The following is a 22,855-nucleotide window of genomic DNA, read 5'->3' as shown; positions in this document are numbered from 1 at the left end:
GCGCCCCGGAATCCATCGCGCTCATCTCGAAACGTCAATCCATGCAGGAGGCCGCCATGCCCTTCGTCAGCATTCGCATTACCCGCGAGGGAACCACCGCCGAGCAGAAAGCCCAGGTCATCAAGGAAGTGACCGAGACCCTGGAGCGCGTGCTGCACAAACCGCCCGAATGGACGCACATCGCAATCGAAGAGGTGGATACGGACAACTGGGGCTTCGGGGGCCGGACGACCACCGAGATTCGCAAGCAGTCGAATCCCGCTTCAGCCTTCGGTGCGCGGGACAACTGATAAGCCGCCTTGGGCGGAAAGATCGGGGCTTGGGAATCGATCAGGCGCTCGGCCGACTTCGGAAGGTGCGGCTGGGCAAGTCCTCCATCAGGCACTGCGGACACCGCCTGGATGGGGCGAAAACAGGCGAGCATGTACCTCTGTGTGGCAGTGCGGCGGCCAGATACATTGCGATACTCGCGGTGCTGAAGGCCGCCATACAATGGCGGCGAAGCTGACTGGCCGAACACCCCCAATCCCGCCGAGGTGAACCCGATGGAAGCGCACGTCGACCATATCCTGATCGTCGATGACGACCGGGAAATCCGTGAACTCGTTTCGACCTATCTCACCAAGAACGGCTTGCGTGTGACGGTGGCGCCGGATGGCCGCCACATGCGGTCGTTCCTGGAGGCCAATACCGTCGACCTGATCGTGCTCGATCTGATGCTGCCTGGTGATGACGGCCTGGTGCTGTGCCGCGAATTGCGATCCGGAAAGCACAAGGCCACGCCCGTGCTGATGCTGACCGCGCGCGACGATGAAACGGATCGCATCATCGGCCTCGAAATGGGCGCGGATGATTATCTCGCCAAGCCCTTTGCCGCGCGCGAGCTGCTGGCGCGCATCAAGGCCGTGCTCCGCCGTACCAGGATGCTGCCGCCCAATCTGCAGATCACCGAAGCAGGGCAGATGCTCGCGTTTGGTCACTGGCAACTGGATACCACCGCGCGCCACCTGATCGACAGCGACGGCACCATCGTCACGCTGAGCGGCGCGGAGTACCGGCTGCTGCGCGTGTTCGTCGACCATCCGCAGCGCGTGCTCAACCGCGACCAACTCCTCAACCTCACGCAGGGCCGCGAGGCGGACATGTTCGAGCGCTCCATCGACCTGCTGGTCAGCCGGCTGCGCCAGCGCCTGGGAGATGACGCGCGCGAACCCAGCTACATCAAGACCGTGCGCAGCGAGGGCTACGTGCTTGCGACGCCGGTGCAGATCACGGAGGCCCGCCAATGAGCACAACGAGCACAATGAGCACGCGCCTCTGGCCCTGGCCGCGCTCGCTGGGTTCGCGCCTGTTCCTGATCTTGCTTGCCGGGCTGGTGGTCGCGCATGGTTTGTCGTTTGGCGTGCTGTTCTCCGAGCGTTACATGACAGCGCGCGAAGTCATGCTCGGCACGCTGGAAACCGACGTGGCCACCTCGATTGCCATCCTCGACCGCGTTCCCGCCGCCGAGCGTGCGCAATGGTTGCCGCGCGTGAATCGCGGCAACTATCAATACATATTGGGGCCGGGCTCGCCGGGCGTGCCCGAGATGACGCCACGCGGCAAGGATATTGCCGAGCGGATCACCCAAGCCAGCGAAGGCCGCTTTCCCGTCACCGTGGAGTCGATCCCGGGCGACGGCAAGCAGTTGCAGGCGCACCTGACGCTGAGCGACGGCAGCCCCCTGACCATCGACGTGCATCCGCGCATGGTCCCGATCGCGCAGTGGCTGCCTTATGTGCTGGTGATCCAGCTCTTGTTGCTGGTCCTTTGCAGTTGGTTCGCCGTACGCGTGTCGATCCGGCCGCTGGTGGCACTGGCCGATGCCGCGGATACGCTCAATCCCAACATGAAATCACCGCCACTGGCTGAAACAGGCCCCACCGAGCTGACGCGCGCCGCGCGGGCGTTCAATGCCATGCGCGAGCGCATCGCCCAGTTCATCGAGGAGCGCGTGCAGATCCTGGCGGCCATCTCACACGATCTGCAGACGCCGATCACGCGCATGAAACTGCGCGCCGAGCTGGCAGAGGACTCCGAGGGCAAGCGCAAGATGGTGCAGGACCTGGCCGAGATCGAACGGCTCGTGCAGGAAGGGCTGGCGTACGCGCGCGCCACGCATGGCGATGGCGAGAAGCCATCACGCATCGACCTAGGATCGTTCATCGAGAGCCTGGCCTACGATTATCAGGACATCGGTAAGGCAGTGACCATCCAGCAGAGCATCGGCGGCACCATCGCGACGCGCCCCCATGCGCTGCGCCGGATCCTGACCAACTTGATCGACAACGCGATCAAGTTCGGCGGCGCGGCGGAACTACGCGTGGAGCGCGAGCACGATACCGTGATCATCAAGGTGCTCGATCGCGGCTCGGGCATCCCGGAGGACAAGCTCGAAGCCGTGCTGCAGCCGTTCGTCCGGCTTGAATGCTCGCGCAGCCGCGAGACCGGCGGCTCCGGCCTGGGCCTCGCGATTGCACATCAGCTTGCGCTGGCCATCGGCGGCTCGCTCAAGCTATGCAACCGCGAAGGGGGCGGGCTGGCAGCGATCGTCAGGCTAGGCTGATCAAAGGGGAGGGGGCAGGCCTGCTTGGTTGCTAGGCGGGGCGTCGGTTTCAATGCGCCGCTGTCCACCTCCAGGCAGCCTGGCCACGCTCGCGGCAACGAGCCCGACCATGCAACTTGGCATCAGAGCTGGTCCGCGTCGATCACGGCACTGACAAAGTCCTGCGGCGCTTCCTGCGGCAAGTTGTGGCCAATGCCACCTGTGATGAGGCGATGCTGATACTTACCTGTGAATTTGCTGGCGTAGGCACTCGGCTCCGGGTGCGGCGCGCCATTGGCGTCACCTTCCATCGTGATGGTTGGCACACCGATGCTCGGAAACGCAGCAAGCCGCCGTTCCAGATCGGCGTATCGGGCTTCGCCCTCGGCAAGGCCGAGCCGCCAGCGGTAGTTGTGGATCACGATGCTGACGTGATCCGGGTTGTCGAAAGCCACGGCGCTACGATCGAACGTGCGGTCGTCGAATTTCCATGTCGGCGAGGCGAGTTGCCAGATCAGCTTCGTGAACGCGTGCCGGTGCTGCTCATAGCCGATCCGCCCGCGCTCGGTGGCGAAATAGAACTGATACCACCATTGGAGCTCGGCCTGCGGCGCAAGCGGTTTTAGGTTGCCCTCCACACTGCCGATCAGGTAGCCGCTGACGGAAACCAGCGCCTTGCAGCGCTCCGGCCAGAGCGCCGCGATGATGCACGCGGTCCGCGCGCCCCAATCGTAGCCGGCGAGGATCGCCTTGCTGGTGCCCAGCGCGTCCATCAGGGCGACGGTGTCGAGCGCGAGCGCCACCTGCTCGCCGTTGCGAAACGTCGCGTCGGACATGAAGCGTGTGCTGCCATAGCCGCGTGCGTACGGCACGATAACGCGGTACCCCGCCGCCGCCAGCGCCGGCGCGACGTCGACAAAGCTGTGAATGTCGTACGGCCAGCCATGCAGGATTGTATGCGTCTGTATCACGTGGCAATGGGGATACGTATCCAGACAGAACAGGCTGCGACGTGCTACGTGCCTGATACATCGACCGCCTTTAATACGTTCCGTGGCCCGACGCCAAGCACACGCGAAGCGATCTCCGGCCGCGCAATGCCCAGCGCAAACCCATCTCAAGGAAAACATCATGACCCGCATCGAGAACGTCCTGTACACCGGCAAAGTCCACGTCACCGGCGGCCGCGATGGCCAAGCCCATAGCGACGATGGCCGGCTGAATCTGAAGCTGTCCTCACCGGGCAGCAGCGGTGCCGGCACGAACCCTGAGCAGCTGTTTGCCGCGGGATGGTCGGCTTGCTTTATCGGGGCAATGGGCCGCGCCGCCAGCCAGATGAAGATCAAGCTGCCAGCGGACCTTGCACTGGATACCGAGGTGGACCTCGGCACCAGCGACGGCGCTTTTTTCCTGCAGGCTCGCCTGAACGTCAGCCTGCCGGGTCTCGACCGGGAGGTGGCGCAGGCGGTGGTGGAAGCGGCGCATCAGATCTGTCCGTATTCGAAAGCCACGCGCGGCAACGTCCACGTTGAGCTGCATCTGGTCTGACCCGTGCCGTGATCCGCCGATGCCGCCGGGCGGCATGCGCTCGCCGGCTTCGGTATGCTCGCCGCACGATGCGCACATGTCCTATCCCTTCGTGAAGATCTCCAGAAGATGCTTGCTCGGATCTTCGAAATAGATCCGGCGGCAGCCATCGTCCGTGCTGACCTCGCCGGGGTGGTGGCGGTACGGGTCCGACCAGTACATCAGATTGCGCGCGCGGATTCGGGCGAGGCTTTGCTCGAATTCGACGTCGCTGATCAGAAAGGCGTAGTGTTGCAGGGCAACATCGCCTTTCGCGTCCATGAAGTCCAGGGTGGCATCGTTGTCCAGCCGTACGGCAAGAAACGGCAAGAAACGGCCCGAACGGCACGGCCGCGGGACGTCCGAGGATCTCGCAGAGGAAGTCGGCGGACACCTGCTTGTCATGAGAGAAGACAATGGTGTGGTTGAGCTGGATGGCCATGTCGCAATCTCCGGGAAGGGGCATGTGCGTCACGCAGAGGCTGACACTGATGAAAACACCACGCCGCGCACTTGCCCCGATTGCCATCTGCACGCTCCTGGCCGGTGCGATACCCCAAGCCGCATCGGCTCATGGCGCCGTCACGCCGCAAGCTGTGGACACCAAGACACCACCGCAACTCGGCGAAGAATGGCGTCCGGAGAATCCATACAGGACCGGCGATCCGCCGCAGCGGCGAGCTGCAGCAGATCTTCGCGCAGTACGGGGTGTCGCTGCAAACGCCGTAAGGTTCTCCTGCCGTCGTGTCGGCATGGAGCGCGATCCGCATGGTGGATCCCAGTTGGTTGTGCTTCGCCCGTCGAGCGGGTCATCCAACTGATGGTGGCGCCAGGGCGCCCTCGCAATAGGGCGCCAGTGCATTGGCAAGCGACTTCACTCGAGCTGAATCTCGCCGTCGAACCGGACCTTGACCTGCAAGGCGGCCAGTTCCAGCGTGACCACGACCGGGAAGCGTTCGGTTCCGGTGATGGTGCCGGCGGCGATCGCCTTGGACACCGCCAGCTCGATTTCCCGCTGCGAGCTCACGCCGACAACTTTGAGGAACTTGCGAATGCTGAGGTTGAAGGTCTCTTCGTTCATTGCGCTCTCCTGGCTGCTGCCACAAGGAAAGACTAGGCGCTGGGCTGCATTCTTGCTGCCTGAAGTGGATACGGCCTGCGTGGCTAACCATGGCATGCCGGGGGGGGGCAAGGCGGCGAACTCCCCAATCTGGCTTACGTCGGGTCCGGCCTGATCGGGAACCTGGGGAAGATCGTGTTCAACGGTCCCTTCGTGCAGCAGGGCATGCCGGATCTCACCGGCAAGCTGACCTGGGTGATGATGCTTGACCGGCTGCTCGCCGCGCTGCGGCCCCTGCAGGAATTGCAATCCAAAGAAGACGATTCGCTATGAGTAGCGCTTGGATGCGCCAACACTGGGCCACGCCCCATCGCCACGACTGGCGTGAGTCAAATGTGCCGCATGATGACTAGGATTTATCTGGAAATATATCTATATCGACAAATGTGTCAATAGTTAACACTTTTTGCGGATAACATCGCTTTCTGCTCCGCAGAAGGTGCTTCGCGCGTATCACTGGTGCCCTGCGGTAATCCTCATCTCAGGAGGCCACCCGCATGGGTATCCGCGACAACCTGCCGTTTTCCGCTCGTACTGTTACCGTCTCCGGCCCCGCCTTGCCGGAGATTCTTGGACAGTCCCCCTTCACCTTTGTGCGCATGGAGGGAAAGGAAGCCCTTTGCGACCTGTTCGAATATGAGATCGAACTCAAGACCGCCGACAAGGACTACAACTTTCGCGGTCCCGAAGGCAACTTCGATCTGCGCCAGATGAACGGACGCGAGTTGACCGTGCACATCGAACTGGACGGCATGGGCACTGGCATGGCGGGCGGCGTTGGTGCAGGGACGCGCGAGATTGGTGGCATCGTGGACAGGGCGAGGTACTTGCGCGCAGAGGGGCGGCACTTCGTCTATGGGCTGACATTGCGTCCCTGGCTGTGGATTGCTTCGCAGAACAGGAATAGCCGCATTTTTGAGAACAAGACCGACATCGAGGTCATCGAGGAGGTGCTGTCAGCCTATTCCTTCCCCGTCGAGCGCAGGCTGGACGTGGCGAAATATCCCAGACGCACCTATCGCACCCAATGCGACGAAAGCGACTACACGTTCATTGCCCGTCTCATGCAGCACTGGGGGATCTCGTGGTTCTTCGAGCATTCAAATAGCAAACACCGCTTGATTCTGGCCGACATGCCGGGGGGCTACTACCGCAACCCGAGCGAAGCCTATCAAACACTCGAAATCCACCCGCCCGGCGTCAAGATTGACGAAGAATACCTGGACAGCTTCACCGTGGTGGACGCCGTGGTCGCAGGCAAGTACACCACCAACGCCTACAGCTTCACGCAGCCGCGCGGCGACCTGAGCGCCAGCAGTTCGGACCCGCGCGAGACCGGTCTGAACACCGCAGACCTGCATCAGGAGGTCTACGACTTCCCGAGCGAGCACGCCCAGCCTGGCACCGACAACCGCCCGTGGGACGAAGGCGACATGATCGCGCGCATCCGCATGGAAGCGATCCGCTCAAAGGGGCTGCGTTGTTTCGGCGCGGGCAATTTGCGCTCGGTGATACCGGGCTGTATTACGGTCATCAAGGGCCACCCCCAGCAGGCGGCCAACCGCGAGTATGTGATTCTCGACGCGACGCTCAAGCTGGAGGATATCGCGCAAGCCTCCGGGGAAGGCCAGCGCTGGCACTGCCGCGTGGAGTTCGAATGCCATCCGGCGCAGGAGATTTACCGGCCCGATTTGAGCATTCCGTGGCCGGTCGTCAGCGGCCCCCAAAGCGCGACCGTCGTCGGTCCAGAGGGACACGTCGCGCATGTCGATGCCTATAGCCGCGTGCGCGTGCAGTTTCCGTGGGACCGCTTCAACAAGATGGCCTGCTGGATGCGGGTCGCCACGCCGTGGGCCGGTTCGCAGCATGGGCAGATCAGCATTCCGCGCATTGGCTCTGAGGTACTGGTGTCGTTCCTGGACGGCGGCGATCCCGACAAGCCGATCATCACAGCGGCCATTGCCAATAGTTCGAACATGCCGCCGTGGCGACTGCCGGATCACCACGCACTGACCGGCATCCGCAGCCGCGAGCATGATGGCTCGCGCAGTAACCACCTCGTGCTCGATGACACCAAGGGGCAGATTCAGGTGCAGCTTTCATCGGACCACCTGACCTCCCAAATCAGCATGGGGTATCTCACCAGGATACCTGACAACACCGGGAGACAGGACAAGCGCGGCGAGGGGCTGGAAGCGCGCACTGACGGCCATGCCGCCTTGCGCGCGGCCTTGGGCCTGTTGCTCACCACCTACCGCCGCGACAAGGCCGAGGGCGGCATGATGAGCGTCGAGGACGTGATCGGGCTCATGCAGGAGGCGCTGACGCTGGCCGACTCGCTAGCAAAGAGTGCGGTCAACGGCCAGGCACAAACTGGCCAGCAGCAAGAGGTTGCCAAGGCCCTGCACCAGCAGGCCGATGCCGTCAAGGGCGGCGCAAAGCTGGCCGAGTTCCGCGAGCCCCATATCACCGTCGCCAGCCAGGCCGGCATCCTGACCTCCGCGCCGGGTAGCACGCATATTGCCAGCGGCGAACACATCGCGCTCACCAGCGGCCAGCACCTGTCGTTCTCGACCGGTGGCGGGATCTACGCGACAGCGACAGACCGCTTCTCGCTGTTCGTGCAGCAGGACGGCATCAAGCTATTCGCCGCCAGGGGCAAGGTCGAGGTGCAGGCGCAATCGGACGGCCTGGATCTGATCGCACAGAAGGTGCTGCGCATCGTGTCCACCACCGATTGGGTCGAGATCAGCGGCAAGAAAGGCATTCGCCTGAACGTGGGAGGCAGCGAGATCCGTATCACGCCGGAGGGCATCGAGAACCTGACGGACAGCAAATGGGCCGTGTACGCGGGCAGCAAGCTGTTGACCGGGCCGAAGTCGGCGTCCTATGCGATGCCTACCACCAAGATTTGCGCCCACCTCGCAGCGGGGGCGGCCGCCAGCGGTGCGGGCACCGTGCCGCTTCATTAAGAGGCGGACATGGCGAGATACACGACCGACCATCTGGTCGCGAAGCCTTGGCCGCGCATCTGGGAGTCCGGCGTACTGGTGCTGGACTTGCTGAACCACGATCCGGCGACGCTGGACCTGTCGGAACTGCCTTTGCAGGAGTGTCTGCCGGCCGGGATCGGCGACAACGCGCACCTCATGCCGTTGCTGCTGGACCTAACGCAGATCCGGCACGAGGCTCGGCACGCATTGCTGCTGCATACCTGGCAAGCGGTCCAGCGCGGCGACCCGCCCGTCGTTTGTGCGTGGCTGCGAGGGCCAGCGGCCGTGAAGGATGTCGCCAGCCATTTGGCGGCGTGCCTGACCGGCACCGACCACGCCGAGGGACATGCCCTCTGGCGCTTTTACGATCCGCGCGTCTTCATGCACATGGCCTGGCTGCTGCGTCCGGCGCAACTACAAGCGTTGTTCGGTCCGTGCGAGACGTGGAGCATTGTTTGGGCGGGCGGCTGGTACGAACTCGAGAGGCCGCAATCACAGGCACACCCAGATAGTGCCGATCCCCGGCCCTGGTGGCCGGATGCGACCCAATGGCCGACGGTTACGCAGACCACCGATATCGAACAAGTGTTGCTTCGTCTGGCGGGCAACGCCAAGCCATCCATTGCGCAGGCACCCAACGTGGACCGGCTGCTGCGATTTGCCGCCACGCAATTGCATGTGTCAAGTGACCTGGACCGCCGGCACTACGCCACCTATGCCGCTGCCTTTGGTCAGCCCTTCGAGAACCACACGAAATTGCAGGCATTGTGGCCGGTCGTCGCCAGCGGCGAGATGACCCTACGCCAGGCGCTGGCCCAATTGTCCTCCGACGATTGGCAACTCATGAAGATCATGGCGGAAACCGCCAGGAAGAACGCAAGCACCTCACACCATGGATAACGCCAAGTATTTTGCGGATCAATTTACGCCGCCCGTCAAGGGTTGTTCGTTCTGCGACCATCTGCCCGGCTTGGCAATTCTGCCGGTGCGGTATGCCGTGGTCGGCCCGGAGGGCAAGCAAGGCGCCCCCGCCTTGTCTGGCAACTTCAAGATCGAGAATGCGCCGGCCCAGCTTGGCGGCGGTGCGCAGTACACGCTGCGTGTCATGCGGCCGGGCTTTCTGTACGTGTTCCACGAAGCCTTGCAACATTGGGATTGCTATCTCGTGCTGAATGGCGGGCACCTGTGGAAGCTCATCCCCGAGCGCCCAGCGCCGCCCAGGCCGCCGACCGAATTCTTTTGCAGCGTGGGCTTCGGTCACGCCTACACGTCGATGTACTTCACGATTCCCGACCCGAAGCACGCGACGACCGTCTGGTATGCCTACTCGCATGTGCAGTGGACCCAGGCGCAACTGGATGACAACAAGAACCAGCCAGACCTGCGCAAGAAGCACATGCAGTCTCTGTATGTGAAGGCATGGATGGGCAGCCATAGCCAGGCGCATGCGGCGCGCGTCACAGAATTGGGCAAGAGCGTTGCAACATTTGCCATGCAACCCCAGCCCTACGAAGAGGCGTTCCGGTATCTGAGCGCTCCACCGCGGACAGGTGCAGGGAAGCCGGTGGACCTGATCGGCGCCACACCTGGCGCCATCCTCAACGAAGCCATGGAACGCACCTCGCCCGGTGACGCGATGATGCTGGCCTTCAACGATCCGCTCGGCATTGCAGAGGATCTGGGCAAACTTACCAATCCGAAGCTGCATCCGAAGGCCAACAATGGCGTCATCCGGGACAAGGCAACCGATCTGTTCCTGAATACGCTTGAAAAGAACATTCGCGCCAACGCGGAGGCGCAGCACACGAAGGAGGCCGAGGCGGCAACTGCTGAGGCGGAGCGCACGGCGACCACACCAGACGGATTTCCAACTTACGAGCTCTTTCAGGCTGTGTTCAACGGCAAGGCCACGGCCGAGCGCTGGAAGCGCGAAGACGCCGCGCGGGAGGCCACGCGCCTTGGGAGATTGAAGGCCGCCAGTGACGCCGCCTGGAAGCCTTATGAAGATGAACTGGCGCCAGGCAAGCGCCACCAGGACCTGGCGCCACGGCTCAAGGCACTCAACGAGAATGTGCTCGCACCTATCGCGGCTTCCCTCGCACAATGGCTCGTGAGCCTCCAGCTTGCCGCCTACATGCAATACCGCCATGACAAGCTGGAGCTGCCGCATGGCTACGTCTACAACGAGTCGCTTACCCGATGCCTGGAAAATGCGCTGGATACCGTGGAATGCCGCAGGGTGGTCCAGCGCTGGTTTAACGACGCGAATCCGGAGAACCACAGCAATCTGCTGGCGCGTGCGCTGATGCTGGACCACAAGCCCATCATCGACACCGTGCCGGACCCGACCGACCAGGGATATGGGGCCATCTTCGGTATCCTGAAAAGCGGCATCGACAAGATGGACGCCATGGCACAGGGCCTCACCCTACCGGAAGCGCTGGCGAAGATGGGCCTGGTGCCACGCCTGACGTGGATACTTGCTGATCAGATTATTCCAACTCTGGCCAACAAGGCGGGTTCAACTTCCGCCCGGTTGGCCTTGTATGGAATGAGCCTGTTCAGTGGCGTGCGGCTGGTTTCCCGTACCGCGAGTTTCACGCAGATTCGCGCGATGGTGCTGGCGGATCTTGAGGCTCTCAACCCAGCCCTCCACAAGCAATTAGGCCGAACCCAGCGCCGCGAGGAAGCTGCGGCCTGGGCGCGACGGGCCAGCAGCAAGCTCAGGCAAAGCGCGAACCTGGTCTGGTTCAGGACCGAGGATCTGGCGAGCAATGCTGAACTTGGCGCGCTCAGGCTGCGCACGGAAAACGACGTACCCGGCGTGCGACAAGTCAAGGCAGTCCTGGGCTCCCGTTTCGTGAACGTCGGCGCGGTCGCCTGCATCCTGCAAGGGCTGGCGCTCTACCACGCCACGCAATCTTTCCGCGCCGCCGGCGAATTCGATGAGGCGGAGAAAGGCACCAAGCTGATCGGCGGCCTAGTGGCCATGGCCGGCACCGTCGCCGAACAGGCGGGTGTCTCGATGGAAAAGGCACCTACGCATTCACTGGTGCGGCGCATCATGCGTTCGCCACCGAAGGCGGAGTGGATCAAAACTGGTGAAACACTCGCGGTCAAAGGGCGCTGGATCGGCTTTGCTGGGGCGGTGGTGGGCGTGGGGTTGGATGGATATCACGCCTCCGATGAATGGATGAAGGGGAACGCCTCTCTTGCGATTCTGTACTCAGCATCATCCATTTCCGGACTGGGTGTCGCCGTCCTACCGTTGGCAACAGAGGAGTTTCTAGCCTTTCTAGTTGGCGTTCCAAGTTGGCCGTTCCTCGTAGTGCTGTTTGCCGTGAACGTGGGCATCCTGACTCTCGATGATCCCGCTACCCTCAAATGGGCGACGCGCTGCCACTTCGGTAAAGCGCCCATTGGCGAGCGCTATAGCAGCCTGGAGTCGGAATCAGCGGCGTTTGTGCAATTGGGTCTCAAGGACAACAAGTAGGGATCGCATCATGAAATTTCCGACGAAAGATGAGCGCACGCCCTTCTATTTTCGGCAGAAGGGCAAACCGCTAGGCAGGTGGGAGCTGGAACACCGACTGTTCATTGACAAGCCAGCCAGTGAGGACGTGATGGAATGCGGCAACGTCTATCGGATTGATTCGACATGCCTGGAGATCACCGACGAGTCGCAGACACGCATGCAGAATGTCGGGATGCTCTGCATGATCTGCTCGGTCGCAACGCTTTTTTGTTTAGCACAAGCGATCATGTTTTTGTATTTTCCCTTTTATCACCCAGCGGAAGTCATGGCCCGAAAGGGGAACTGGTTTGGTGTGATTTTTGGTACGATCTTTTGCACTTCTGCAGCCGGTTTCTTCGGCCTGCTGGCCTTCGATCCGATGCGGCGGAACCTGTTCACCCTGAAGCGGCGTCCCATCCGGCTGAACCGGAAGACCCGGTGCATCTATGCCATGCGCACCAAGGACCGCGATGGCATGTGGGAAGTGCCATGGAGCGAGGACGAGTTTTTCTGCGTCGGCCATCGGCGCATGGGCGGGCTCTCGCGCGCCTATGATATGTACGACATCCGGCATTACCAACTTGATGCGCAAGGCAACGTGGTGCGGGCCTTCGTGCTCGGCAAGTTCGTCTTCACGCTCGACCAAGCTTACGCGCAATGGGAGTACTACCGGCGTTACATGCAGGACGGCCCCACCAATTTGCCTGAGCCGTATCGTTTCTTGGCAGTACGGGAAACGTTCTGGGAGGGCTACAAGATTTGCGCAGGGGGGAAATCGTCTGGGCTGTTCTTGAACTTGACCGACGTCATTTTTTCGCCTTTCGCCCTGCTCGACGCCTTCGCCCGCTGGCTCGTGCTCGTTACGTGTAGCAACCCGGTGTGGCCGCCGGAGATTGAGGCAGCTTGCAAACCAGAGCCCAATGATCCCTACGCCAGACCGTATGCCGACGACTACATTGGCGTACCAGGTGGACCCGAATCCAAGCCATCGCGAGAAGACCTGGCGCGGGTGTGGGAGCTGGAGCCGCAGCGCAGGCGCGAAGGTGCCTTGACTCGCGCGGAGGCGGAAGACCTGATCCGGCAGCAGACGGAGGCCACGGCATGACGACCATCACAACGCCGCCTACGCTTTATTGCGTGCGTGTCTCGGACCGATTGGCCAACGGCAATGAAAATGCGCGCCTGCTGGCGATGCAATGGGAAGGTGAAATCATGCTGACGACCTACCTGTCGCCGCTCGATGCCATGCTGCACTCGTCGCGCAGTGGCAAGGTGTCGTCAAGCACGCACACCCACGTTCGGCTGGATCAGCTTGACCCGGGTTGGCTCAGGCTAGCCCGTGCGGATGGTTTTGTGTGTGTGGAGGTTATCTGCGGCTTTTGCGCGAAGGATGAGCATCTGATCATGGGACCGCACGGCGGGTTGCAGGCATATAACATTCCTGATGCTGTTCATGCTTACCCAGTTGGGGAGAGTGTATCGATCCGCACCAGTCTTGACGCCTGGCGAGAGGTCGATCTCATCTTCGAGAACGCGGGGTTGTTTGCGTGGCAGGAGACCGTTGCCAGCCAGAGCATGTGGGATGCAGAGCGATACCACCGCGCGGTGAAAGAAATGTGTCGGTCGGCAAATGATTTCCGGAGTGATATCGATGTGCGCGACATGAACCAGATTGCCGTCTTTGATCCAGAGGCTGGCGCATGGCATTTTGTGCCAGGCGTTTCGCGCGAGGCGGTCAGCGGTGAGACGGCGGAATAAGCAGAAGGCGGAAATGTTATGGCAAAGAAGCTCATCAAGAAGGGCGACAAGACCACCCATGGCGGCGTAGTTATCACCGGCTCAGAGAACGACTTGCTGGACGGCGAGCCAATAGCGCGCTTGGGCGACCTGGTGGACTGCCTGGCCAAGTACCCGGATGGCCGGCCGCACGGTATCAACAAGATCATCGAGGCCAGCTCGGATCTGATGCTGGATGGCGGTGAAGCCGCCTGCGAGGGCGACGGAACAGAGTGCGGCTGCATGCTGATTGCCAGTTCGGATGCATCGGCGGGTTAGAAGTGGGCGGTGGCGCATACCTGTTGGCAAAACTCGCTGAGTTGATCTTGTTGCTAGTTGTCATCGCCATCGCGGCCGTTATGGTATCGGGCATTGATGCAGCAATCTGGCAATCCGTCTGAAGAACAGGTCGGGTGATTACGCGTCGATAGGCTTGTTATAGCAGTCGTAATGTGCATTGAAGCGACATAGCTACCGGAATAGAAGGCGTAACGAGAGCGTCGTGTGCACGGTCTTTGCGACGCAAAACGCACACAGGAATGTCTCTCCTGCTACTGGCCGATGCGGCCGCACTTGTCGGAATGCTGGCAATGACACACCAAAAAGAAAAGCCACGCCGGCAAAGCGCATGCGCCGCGCAAGCAGGTCGCGGTGGCGCAGGAGCGGGCCAGCGCAATGTGGAAGAATGGAAGCATCCAATGATCCAATATTCTCAACCACGAACGGGTCCATATGAAGCTGACGATCACCCTTGAGTTCACCCCGGCCGCTCAAGCCGCAGCAAGAGACATCGACCTGGATCTGACACCCCACACCGGCGCGATAACACCCGTGATCGGCGACCTGATTCAGTTCCCGGGACAGCCAATCATCTTTGTGGTCATCGGTCGCGTTTGGCAGCCGCGCAATCCGGACAACGTCGAGCTTCGTATCATGCTCGATCTGTCGCCTTCGCCGCTGTCTGTCGTCTGAGGGCATCCTGTGTCGCGCAACTTGCTCAGTGCAAGCACATCGCCAGCGACAGGAAGATCGTGGCGGAATGACAGCTGGGGAAGAGGCCTCAGGCGCCGCCCAGCAAGTCGTGCGCGTTCAGGATCGCGTACGCTATATCCGGCTTTGTCTCAAGGCAACGGCGTATCGCCGCGGGAATCGCCTGCTTGGTCTTGCGGCACAAGCCGGTTTGCTCTTCCACCTGGATGTTGATGCCGCGCACCGTGCGCACTTCGTGGATGCTGGGTGTGATTGTCACCACGATGCCCAGCTGCGCATGCATGCGCTTTTCCATGTCCTTGAGCTCGGCAAGGCTCGACAGGCTCTCCAGGCGGGCGATCAGTCGCTTTTCCTCTTCCCGGGTCAGCCTCAGGATCCGCATGTCGGATTGCGGGTCGTCCAGCAGCGCTTCGCGACCGCATGTGCAGGCGCCTGGCGGACACTCCTTGCGAATCGGAAAGGGGGCATTCATGTCGTCGAGGCGATGTGCGCTTCATCCGGAGGGGCAGGGAGTATCTTAAATCAAGCGGACGGCTGAGCGCTGGCCCTTGCCGGGATTGAACCGGCCGGTCGGCGAGAAACCGCCGGAAGGTTTATCCTCGCCGTGTCGCGCAACCTGCCGCGTCTGGCAATCACCATCCAAGGACACCCCCATGTCGCTCTCGATGTATGAAGTATCGATCCCGGCCTTTATCCGGGCTTTTGGCAACTTGTCGGCCATCCTGGACAAGGGCGCCGCATTCGCGCAGGCGCAGGGCATGGACCCGGCCGACCTGATCCAGACCCGCCTGGTGGCGGATATGGACCCGCTGCCGGCACAGGTACAGCGTGCCAGCGACAGCGCAAAGGGTTGCGCGGCGCGGCTGGCTGGCATCGAGATGCCGTCGTTTGCGGACACCGAAACCACCTTCCCGGAACTGCAGGAGCGCATCGCCAGGACGGTAGCCTTCCTGAACACCATCCAGCCCGCCCAGCTCGAGGGCAGCGAAACGCGCACCATCGAGCTCAAGCTGCGCCCCGAGCCCGTCACGCTCGATGGCAAGTCCTACTTGCTGGGCTTTGTGCTGCCGAACTTCTATTTTCACGTGACCACGGCCTACGACATCCTGCGCCACAAGGGCGTGCCGGTGGGCAAGCGCGACTACCTCGGCCTGTCCTGATCGAGAGGGCGGCCTTTGCCGGCCGCCCCTGCCGCGCCTCCATGCTGGAACAGGCGTGATGCGCCGGGGTCAGGCCCGGGTGGCGGCCAGCTTGCGCTCGCTCAAGGGGTGTTGCTCCAGCTGGTCCAGCCGGTCCAGCCGCCCGCTCAACACGGTCAGGCCAAGCGCCGCCAGTACCACCAGCGCGCCAATCCACGGCGTATGCATCAGGCCCATATGGGTCACGATCAGGCCGCCGGCCCAGGCCGCGCCGGCAATGCCCAGGTTGAAAGCGGCAATATTGAGGCCCGATGCCACATCGACGGCACCCGGCGCATAGCGCTCCGCCTGCTTGACCACATAGACCTGCAGCGCCGGCACATTGCCGAAGGCCACGGCGCCCCAGGCCAGCACGGTTACGACCACCAGCCAGCGGTGCGGCGCGGTGAAGGTCAGCGTAAACAGCACGATGGACAGCAGCAGGAACACGATCTTGAGTGCGGCGATGGGGCCGTGGCGGTCGGCCAGGCGGCCGCCCCAGATGTTGCCCGCGGCGACCGACACGCCATACACCAGCATCACCAGCCCGACCGCGCCGGCGCTGAAGCCCGATACATCCTGCAGGATGGGAGCGAGGAAGGTGAAGGGGATGAACGAGCCGCCATAGCCGATCGCGGTCTTGGCGTAGACCAGCAAAAGGCGCGGTTCGGCCAGCACCTTGGCCTGTTGCAGCAACGAGGCTGGGGCGCCGTGGCGGATATTGGCCGGGACAAACATCAGGCTGCCGACAAAGGCGACCAGGCCGAGCGCCGACACCGCGAGGAAGGTCTCGCGCCAGCCGAAATGCTGGCCGATAAAGGTGCCCAGCGGCACGCCGGTGACGAGCGCCACGGTCAGGCCGGTGAACATGATGGCGATGGCGCTCGCGGCCTTTTCCTTCGGCACCAGGCTGGTGGCGATGGTCGAACCGATCGAGAAGAACACCCCGTGGGCCAGGCCGGTCAGGATACGCGCCAGGATCAGCGATTCGTAGCCGGGCGCCTTCCACGCCAGCAGGTTGCCCAGCGTGAACAGGGCCATCAGCGACAGCAGCAGCGCCTTGCGCGGCAGGCGGCCGGTGAGGGCGGTCAGCACCGGGGCGCCGATGGCCACGCCGAGCGCATAGAGGCTGACCAGCAGGCCGGCCGATGGCAGGGTGATGTGCAGATCGGCGGCGATGGTGGGAATCAGGCCGACGATGACGAATTCGGTGGTCCCGATGGCAAACGCGCTGATGGTCAGCGCGAACAGGGCAATGGGCATGGTGGGCTCCAGGAGCGTCCGGAATTAGGATGGACGCAGTTTGCCGCAGTCTTTTTTGCAGAATAAGTGGGTGATCTGGATAAAATATTTGATTAGTATTCAACAATGAAGATCACTCTCGAAGAACTGCAGGCCTTTGCCACCGTCGTGGACAGCGGCTCCATCACGGCTGCGGCCGAGCAACTGGGGCAGACCGTCTCCGGCATCAGCCGTGCGCTGAGCCGCCTGGAAGAGAAGGTGGGCACCACCCTGTTGCACCGGACCACGCGCCGGCTGGCGCTGAGCGAGGAGGGCGAGGCACTGCTGGCTCACGCGCGCGCGATCCTGGCTTCCGTGGAACTGGCGGAGGAGCAGATGGCCGTACGCCGCCAGCGGCCGGCGGGACGGCTGAGGGTCAACGCTGCATCCCCGTTCATGCTGCACGTGATCGTGCCGCTGATCGGGGAATTCCGCCGGGCGTATCCGGAAATCGAGCTGGAGCTCAATACCAACGACCAGATCATCGACCTGCTCGAGCATCGCACCGACGTGGCGATTCGTATCGGCACGCTGCGGGACTCCACCCTGCATGCGCGTGCGCTGCCGTGGGCGAGGAGGTGCAGATCACGCCGCATCTGTCGGCATCGAGCGGCGAAACCCTGCGCCAGCTGGCACTGGCAGGCGAGGGCCTGGTCTGCCTGTCGGACTTCATGACCGACGCGGACCGGCGCCGCGGCGACCTGGTGCAGGTACTGATGGCGCACACCATTGACGAACGTCAGTCTATCAACGCGGTTTACTACCTCAACACCCAGCTTTCGGCACGCATCGCCAGCTTCCTGGATTTTGTCGGCGGCAAGCTGCGCGAAGCGGCTTGGGCGCAACTTTAGGCCGGCGCGGGCCATGGGCAGCGCCCGGGCATGGGCTTGGCAATAGGGGAAATCAAGGGGGCGGCTGGAGCGGATTGCGCTCCTGTGCGAAAATAGCGAGTTCGCCGCAGTTTCCTGGCCAATAGTCTGGCCAAGAGTCGCCACTCGTCGCCAGTTGCCCGCCCGGCATTCGCCGCGCGCCGTGCACCGACTGCCTCACTGCACCACCCACAGCACCACCTATAAAAGCTACCAGAGCTTTACCAGCCAGCATGACTTACGCCGTCAAGGAAATCTTCTACACCCTGCAGGGCGAAGGCGCCAACGCGGGCCGCGCAGCCGTGTTCTGCCGCTTCTCCGGATGCAATCTCTGGAGCGGGCGCGAGGAAGACCGTGCCAGCGCGGTCTGCCAGTTCTGCGACACCGACTTCGTTGGCACCGATGGCACCGAGGGCGGCAAGTACCGCACTGCCGAGGCGCTCGCCGACAAGGTGGCGGCCCAGTGGCCGCAGGCCGTGGACAGCAGCGCCGCCGGGCGTGCGCTGGTGGTCTGCACGGGCGGCGAGCCGCTGCTGCAGCTGGATGCGCCGCTGATCGACGCGCTGCATGCGCGCGGCTTCGAGATCGCCATCGAGACCAATGGCACATTGCCGGTGCCCGAGGGCATCGACTGGGTTTGCGTGAGCCCCAAGATGGGTTCCGAACTGGTGGTCAGGCGCGGCGACGAGCTCAAGGTGGTGATCCCGCAGGAAGGCCAGGATTTCGCCGCATACGAGCGCCTTGATTTCCGCTATTTCCTGGTGCAGGCCATGGATGGCCCGCTGGCACGGCAAAATACCGCGCTGGCGGTGGAGTTCTGCCAGCGCCGCCCGCTCTGGCGCCTTTCGCTGCAGACCCACAAGCTGCTCGGCATCCGGTAGGCAAATCGCGCAAATCGCGCCGGTACGCACCGGCACACCTCGGCACCCATTGGCCCACATGAACAAGCAAGTTTCCATTACCCGCCGGCTGGAGTTCGACTCCGGCCACCGCATTCCCAACCATGGCGGCCAGTGCCGCAACATCCATGGCCACCGCTATCGCCTGGACCTGACGCTGTCGGGCGAGGTGCTGCATCGTGCTGGCGCCTCGGACGAGGGCATGATCCTGGACTTCAGCGATATCAAGGCGCTGGCCACGGAACACCTGGTGTCCAAGTGGGACCACGCCTTCCTGATCCATCGCGGCGATACCGCGCTGCTGAACTTCCTGCAGACCATGGACGGGCACAAGACGGTGGTGCTTGACGCCATCCCGACCGTGGAGAACCTCGCGCAGATCGCCTTCGACATGCTTGCCCCGGTGTTCAAGGATTGCTTCGGGCACCAGTTGCAGCTCACCCGCCTGGTGCTGTTCGAGACCCCGAACTGCTGGGCCGAGGTCAGCGCCGCCTTCAGCCTGCCGGCGCAGGACTGACTCGCCGCATGACCCAGCCGCGATGACCGAGCCGACCCTCCCGCCCGAGGCCAGCCTGGCAAGCCCGGATCTTTCCATGGATCCGGCGCTTGCGCGCGACTGCCGCTATATGCAGGCCGCGCTCGACGAAGCGCGCCTGGCCGAAGCCGCCGGCGAAGTCCCGGTGGGCGCGGTCGTGGTGTGGAACGACACCATCATCGCGCGCGGCCACAACCTGCCGATCCGCTCGGTCGATCCTTCCGCGCATGCTGAAATGCAGGCGCTGCGCGCCGCTGCCCGCGTGATCGGCAACTACCGCATGCCGGAGTGCGAGCTGTACGTGACGCTGGAACCCTGCGTGATGTGCAGCGGCGCGATCCTGCATGCACGGATTCGCCACGTGGTGTTTGGCGCCACCGATCCCAAGACCGGCGCCGCGGGCAGTGTGCTGAACCTGTTCGAGCAGGCACAGCTCAATCACCAGACCACCATTGCCGGCGGCGTGATGGCCGAAGCGTGCTCGCGCATGCTGAAGGATTTCTTCGGTGGCAGGCGCCGGGCCCAGAAGGCCGCGCAGAAGGCGGCGCAAGTAGCCTCACAAGAAGCCGCGCAGGCTGCGGGGGCAAGCGATGCGCCTGGCTGCGCGCATTGCGCCGCTGCCGCACCTGCTGCCCCCACCGACACCGACCTAAGCCAGAACCCCGACGCATGAGCCAGTCCACGCCTACGCCCACGCCAGCCACCGAAGTCCGCCTGATCGCGTCTTCCGGCTATCCGCACGACGTTGCCATCGCCGCGCGCGGCTGCGCCTGGCTCAAGGGGCAGGGCTTTCATGTCGGCAACCCGGATGTGCTGGCGCGCCGCTACCTGCGCTTTGGCGGCAGCGATGCCGAACGGCTGGCCGACCTGCATGCCATCGGCACCGGCGCGGCGCACGAGCTGACGCTGGCTGTACGCGGCGGTTACGGTATCGCACGGCTGCTGGAGCGGGTCGACTTTGCCCGCATTGCAGAGCAGGCGCGCGCCAGCCAGACGCCCATCGTCGGCCACAGCGATTTCACGGCCTTCCAGCTGGCGTACCTGGCGGCCAGCGGCGGCGTCACCTTTGCCGGCCCGATGCTGCTGGCGGATTTTGGCGCGGACGTGGTCGATTCGTTCATGTGGCAGCACTTCGACGGCGTGCTGCGCGATCCGGCTTACACCATCGACGTGGATGCGCCTCAGGCTGGCGGCCAGCCTTTCACGGGCGCGTTGTCGGGCACGCTGTGGGGCGGCAACATGGCGATGCTGTGCAGCTTGCTGGGCACGCCGTTCATGCCGGCGGTGCAGGGCGGCATCCTGTTCCTGGAAGACGTCAACGAGCCGCCTTACCGGGTCGAGCGCATGCTGTTGCAGCTGGACCAGGCTGGCGTGCTTGGTGCGCAGCGCGCGATCCTGCTGGGCGACTTTTCCAACTACCGCGTGACGGATTACGACAACGGCTATGACCTGCCCACCGTGGTGGCGTACATGCAGGAGCGCCTGTCGGTGCCGGTCCTCACCGGCCTGCCGTTTGGCCACTGCCCGCGCAAGTTGACCCTGCCGGTGGGCGGGCAGGCGCAGTTGAGCGCACGTGCGGATGGATTTTCGCTGTCGCTGTCGGGTTACCCGGTGTTGAAAGCGCCGTCTTGCGCCCACATCTGAGGCTTATCGCTTCGTTCCTTTGCCCGCCAGTGGTAAAATCGCGGGTTGTTTCCCGATTTCCCTGCCCGGGCCCCGCGCCAACGCGCCACCAGGTTGCCATGCCTGGCTTTGCGCCGTCCACGCAGCCAAGCAAATCAAGCGATTAGCCATTTGCACAGCCATCAGCAGGGCGGCAGCCCGAGGCAAGCGCGGCAAGTCCCGCGCCTCATCATCCATACAAGGTCCCAGACGTGCTTTCTACCGCAAACATCACCATGCAGTTCGGCCCCAAGCCGTTGTTCGAGAATATCTCGGTCAAGTTCGGCGAGGGCAACCGCTACGGCTTGATCGGCGCGAACGGTTGCGGCAAGTCCACCTTCATGAAGATCCTCGGCGGGGACCTCGAGCAGTCCGCCGGCACCGTCATGCTGGAGCCGGGCGTGCGCCTGGGCAAGCTGCGCCAGGACCAGTTCGCCTATGAAGACATGCGCGTGCTGGATGTGGTCATGATGGGCCACACCGAGATGTGGGCCGCCGCCGCCGAGCGCGACGCCATCTACGCGAACCCCGAAGCCACCGACGAAGACTACATGAAGGCCGCCGAGCTGGAGGCCAAGTATGCCGAGTACGACGGCTACACGGCCGAGGCGCGTGCCGGCGAGCTGCTGCTGGGCGTGGGCATCCCCACCGACCAGCACCAGGGCACCATGAGCAACGTGGCGCCGGGCTGGAAGCTGCGCGTGCTGCTGGCGCAGGCCCTGTTCTCGAACCCGGACGTGCTGCTGCTCGACGAGCCGACCAATAACCTCGACATCAATACGATCCGCTGGCTGGAAGAAGTGCTCAACGAGCGCAATTCCACCATGATCATCATCTCCCACGATCGCCACTTCCTGAACTCCGTGTGCACGCACATGGCCGACATGGACTACGGCACGCTCAAGGTCTACCCGGGCAATTACGACGACTACATGGAAGCCTCCATGCAGGCTCGCGAGCGCCAGCTGGCGGCCAATACGCGCGCCAAGGAGCGCATCGGCGAGCTGCAGGACTTCGTGCGCCGCTTCTCGGCCAACAAGTCCAAGGCCCGCCAGGCCACGTCGCGCCTGAAGCAGATCGACAAGATCAAGGTCGAGGACATCAAGCCGTCGTCGCGCCAGAACCCGTTCATCCGCTTCGAGTTCGACAAGAAGCTGCACAACCTGGCCGTGGAAGCCGAGGGCGTGACCAAGACCTACGATCGCAAGGTCATCAACAACCTGTCGATCGCGATCCAGGCCGGCGAGCGCGTGGCCATCATTGGCGAAAACGGCGCCGGCAAGACCACCTTGCTGCGCAGCCTGCTGGGCAGCACCGTCAAGGGCGGCGTGGAAGTCGATCGCGGCACCATCAAGTGGGCCGAGAACGCCAATGTCGGCTATATGCCGCAGGACACCTTCGAGGAATTTCCGGTCGACCGTGACCTGATCGACTGGATGAGCCAGTGGACCCAGGCCGGCGACGACGACCAGTCGCTGCGCGGCACCATGGGCCGCCTGCTGTTCTCGGCCGACGACATCAAGAAGTCGGTCAAGGTGCTGTCCGGCGGCGAGAAGGGCCGCATGATCTGGGGCAAGCTGATGCTGGGCCGCCACAATGTGCTGGCACTCGACGAGCCGACCAACCACATGGACATGGAATCCATCGAATCGCTGCAGATCGCGCTGGACAAGTTCACGGGTACGCTGGTCTTCGTCTCGCATGACCGCGTGTTCGTCAGCGGCCTGGCCACGCGCGTGATCGAAGTGCGCAGCGATGGCACGCTGACCGACTACCTGGGTACGTATGACGAGTACCTGGAATCGCAGGGTATCGACGGCTAAGCGGCAAGCGTCAGCCGAGCCAACAAGAAGGGCCGCCATGTGCGGCCCTTCTTGTCTTTGCGGCC

23 protein-coding genes and 2 pseudogenes are annotated in these 22,855 nt (G+C 63.2%); 20 read left to right on the top strand and 5 right to left on the bottom strand.

Features of this window, described 5'->3' with window-relative positions; all coding sequences use genetic code 11:
- The first annotated feature begins 56 nt into the window (after positions 1–56).
- From A9975_RS02010 to A9975_RS02000, 3 genes are all read left to right on the top strand, one after another.
- Positions 57–290 carry a 4-oxalocrotonate tautomerase family protein gene (locus A9975_RS02010; protein WP_183031177.1) on the top strand — a complete coding sequence of 78 codons (234 nt, stop codon included), beginning with the start codon at positions 57–59 and terminating at the stop codon, positions 288–290.
- Positions 291–545: 255 nt separating this feature from the next.
- Entirely contained in the window at positions 546–1,289 is a 744-nt protein-coding gene (locus A9975_RS02005) for a response regulator (protein ID WP_183031176.1), read from the top strand.
- Between the two features lie 14 nt (positions 1,290–1,303).
- Positions 1,304–2,605 carry an ATP-binding protein gene (locus A9975_RS02000; RefSeq protein WP_183031175.1) on the top strand — a complete coding sequence of 434 codons (1,302 nt, stop codon included), beginning with the start codon at positions 1,304–1,306 and terminating at the stop codon, positions 2,603–2,605.
- 122 nt (positions 2,606–2,727) lie between these two features.
- Here the strand turns inward: A9975_RS02000 and A9975_RS01995 are convergent, their stop codons facing one another.
- Positions 2,728–3,555 carry an alpha/beta fold hydrolase gene (locus tag A9975_RS01995; protein ID WP_370563693.1) on the bottom strand — a complete coding sequence of 276 codons (828 nt, stop codon included), beginning with the start codon at positions 3,553–3,555 and terminating at the stop codon, positions 2,728–2,730.
- Between the two features lie 160 nt (positions 3,556–3,715).
- Here A9975_RS01995 and A9975_RS01990 point away from each other — a divergent pair, with 160 nt between their 5' ends.
- Positions 3,716–4,132, top strand: coding sequence for an organic hydroperoxide resistance protein (locus tag A9975_RS01990; RefSeq protein WP_150983387.1), 417 nt, complete (start codon positions 3,716–3,718; stop codon positions 4,130–4,132).
- Positions 4,133–4,213: 81 nt separating this feature from the next.
- Here the strand turns inward: A9975_RS01990 and A9975_RS01985 are convergent, their stop codons facing one another.
- Positions 4,214–4,480: a VOC family protein gene (locus tag A9975_RS01985; protein WP_255503015.1), complete on the bottom strand. Its 267-nt coding sequence runs from the start codon at positions 4,478–4,480 to the stop codon at positions 4,214–4,216.
- A 161-nt stretch (positions 4,481–4,641) separates the two neighbouring features.
- Between A9975_RS01985 and A9975_RS38485 the strand changes: the two are divergent.
- A pseudogene (locus A9975_RS38485) lies at positions 4,642–4,815 on the top strand (cytochrome c-550 PedF); the annotation flags it as partial.
- A 209-nt stretch (positions 4,816–5,024) separates the two neighbouring features.
- Here A9975_RS38485 and A9975_RS01980 read toward each other — a convergent pair.
- Complete coding sequence (locus A9975_RS01980; protein ID WP_183031173.1) at positions 5,025–5,231, bottom strand: DUF6494 family protein; 207 nt, start codon at positions 5,229–5,231, stop codon at positions 5,025–5,027.
- Between the two features lie 174 nt (positions 5,232–5,405).
- Here A9975_RS01980 and A9975_RS37900 point away from each other — a divergent pair, with 174 nt between their 5' ends.
- The 8 genes from A9975_RS37900 (at position 5,406) to A9975_RS01940 (ending at position 14,525) form a co-directional block, all read left to right on the top strand.
- Positions 5,406–5,543 (top strand): hypothetical protein, encoded by a 138-nt coding sequence (locus tag A9975_RS37900; protein ID WP_255503014.1) that lies wholly within the window; start codon positions 5,406–5,408, stop codon positions 5,541–5,543.
- 224 nt (positions 5,544–5,767) lie between these two features.
- On the top strand, positions 5,768–8,242 hold the full coding sequence (locus A9975_RS01970; RefSeq protein ID WP_183031172.1) for a type VI secretion system Vgr family protein: 2,475 nt from the start codon (positions 5,768–5,770) through the stop codon (positions 8,240–8,242).
- 9 nt (positions 8,243–8,251) lie between these two features.
- Positions 8,252–9,163 carry a DUF4123 domain-containing protein gene (locus A9975_RS01965; protein ID WP_183031171.1) on the top strand — a complete coding sequence of 304 codons (912 nt, stop codon included), beginning with the start codon at positions 8,252–8,254 and terminating at the stop codon, positions 9,161–9,163.
- Positions 9,156–11,756, top strand: a complete 2,601-nt coding sequence (locus tag A9975_RS01960) for a T6SS effector BTH_I2691 family protein (RefSeq protein WP_183031170.1) — start codon at positions 9,156–9,158, stop codon at positions 11,754–11,756. The genes A9975_RS01965 and A9975_RS01960 overlap by 8 nt, the downstream gene beginning before the upstream one ends.
- Positions 11,757–11,766: 10 nt before the next feature.
- Positions 11,767–12,882 (top strand): DUF6708 domain-containing protein, encoded by a 1,116-nt coding sequence (locus A9975_RS01955; protein ID WP_183031169.1) that lies wholly within the window; start codon positions 11,767–11,769, stop codon positions 12,880–12,882.
- Positions 12,879–13,535 carry a hypothetical protein gene (locus A9975_RS01950; RefSeq protein WP_183031168.1) on the top strand — a complete coding sequence of 219 codons (657 nt, stop codon included), beginning with the start codon at positions 12,879–12,881 and terminating at the stop codon, positions 13,533–13,535. The genes A9975_RS01955 and A9975_RS01950 overlap by 4 nt, the downstream gene beginning before the upstream one ends.
- 18 nt (positions 13,536–13,553) lie before the next feature.
- Positions 13,554–13,832 (top strand): PAAR domain-containing protein, encoded by a 279-nt coding sequence (locus A9975_RS01945; protein WP_183031167.1) that lies wholly within the window; start codon positions 13,554–13,556, stop codon positions 13,830–13,832.
- A gap of 453 nt (positions 13,833–14,285) precedes the next feature.
- Positions 14,286–14,525, top strand: a complete 240-nt coding sequence (locus tag A9975_RS01940) for a hypothetical protein (protein WP_043346781.1) — start codon at positions 14,286–14,288, stop codon at positions 14,523–14,525.
- An 88-nt stretch (positions 14,526–14,613) separates the two neighbouring features.
- On the opposite strand, the gene A9975_RS01935 is transcribed toward A9975_RS01940, so the two are convergent.
- Positions 14,614–15,015, bottom strand: a complete 402-nt coding sequence (locus A9975_RS01935; protein ID WP_183031166.1) for a hypothetical protein — start codon at positions 15,013–15,015, stop codon at positions 14,614–14,616.
- A gap of 181 nt (positions 15,016–15,196) precedes the next feature.
- Between A9975_RS01935 and A9975_RS01930 the strand changes: the two genes are divergently transcribed.
- On the top strand, positions 15,197–15,703 hold the full coding sequence (locus A9975_RS01930) for a DUF1993 family protein (RefSeq protein ID WP_183031165.1): 507 nt from the start codon (positions 15,197–15,199) through the stop codon (positions 15,701–15,703).
- Between the two features lie 69 nt (positions 15,704–15,772).
- Here the strand turns inward: A9975_RS01930 and A9975_RS01925 are convergent, their stop codons facing one another.
- On the bottom strand, positions 15,773–16,984 hold the full coding sequence (locus tag A9975_RS01925) for an MFS transporter (protein WP_183031164.1): 1,212 nt from the start codon (positions 16,982–16,984) through the stop codon (positions 15,773–15,775).
- A gap of 105 nt (positions 16,985–17,089) precedes the next feature.
- Between A9975_RS01925 and A9975_RS01920 the strand changes: the two are divergent.
- The 6 genes and pseudogenes from A9975_RS01920 (at position 17,090) to A9975_RS01895 (ending at position 22,790) form a co-directional block, all read left to right on the top strand.
- Positions 17,090–17,853 (top strand): annotated as a pseudogene (locus A9975_RS01920) (LysR substrate-binding domain-containing protein).
- A 251-nt stretch (positions 17,854–18,104) separates the two neighbouring features.
- Entirely contained in the window at positions 18,105–18,752 is a 648-nt protein-coding gene (gene queE, locus A9975_RS01915; protein ID WP_183031163.1) for a 7-carboxy-7-deazaguanine synthase, read from the top strand.
- 58 nt (positions 18,753–18,810) lie between these two features.
- Positions 18,811–19,287: a 6-carboxytetrahydropterin synthase QueD gene (gene queD / locus A9975_RS01910; RefSeq protein ID WP_006159634.1), complete on the top strand. Its 477-nt coding sequence runs from the start codon at positions 18,811–18,813 to the stop codon at positions 19,285–19,287.
- Positions 19,288–19,309: 22 nt separating this feature from the next.
- Positions 19,310–19,978: a tRNA adenosine(34) deaminase TadA gene (tadA, locus tag A9975_RS01905; RefSeq protein WP_183031162.1), complete on the top strand. Its 669-nt coding sequence runs from the start codon at positions 19,310–19,312 to the stop codon at positions 19,976–19,978.
- The gene (ldcA, locus tag A9975_RS01900; protein WP_183031161.1) at positions 19,975–20,949 is read left to right on the top strand and encodes a muramoyltetrapeptide carboxypeptidase; all 975 of its coding nucleotides are present in this window, start codon (positions 19,975–19,977) and stop codon (positions 20,947–20,949) included. Before tadA ends, ldcA begins: the two co-directional genes overlap by 4 nt.
- Before the next feature lie 230 nt (positions 20,950–21,179).
- Positions 21,180–22,790 carry an ABC-F family ATPase gene (locus A9975_RS01895; RefSeq protein WP_183031160.1) on the top strand — a complete coding sequence of 537 codons (1,611 nt, stop codon included), beginning with the start codon at positions 21,180–21,182 and terminating at the stop codon, positions 22,788–22,790.
- The last annotated feature ends 65 nt before the right edge of the window (positions 22,791–22,855 follow it).

This window comes from Cupriavidus sp. UME77 (assembly GCF_014170355.1).
GTDB lineage: Bacteria > Pseudomonadota > Gammaproteobacteria > Burkholderiales > Burkholderiaceae > Cupriavidus > Cupriavidus basilensis.
The sequence above is the reverse complement of the archived record's forward strand: the minus strand, read 5'-3'. Positions and strand labels throughout refer to the sequence as shown.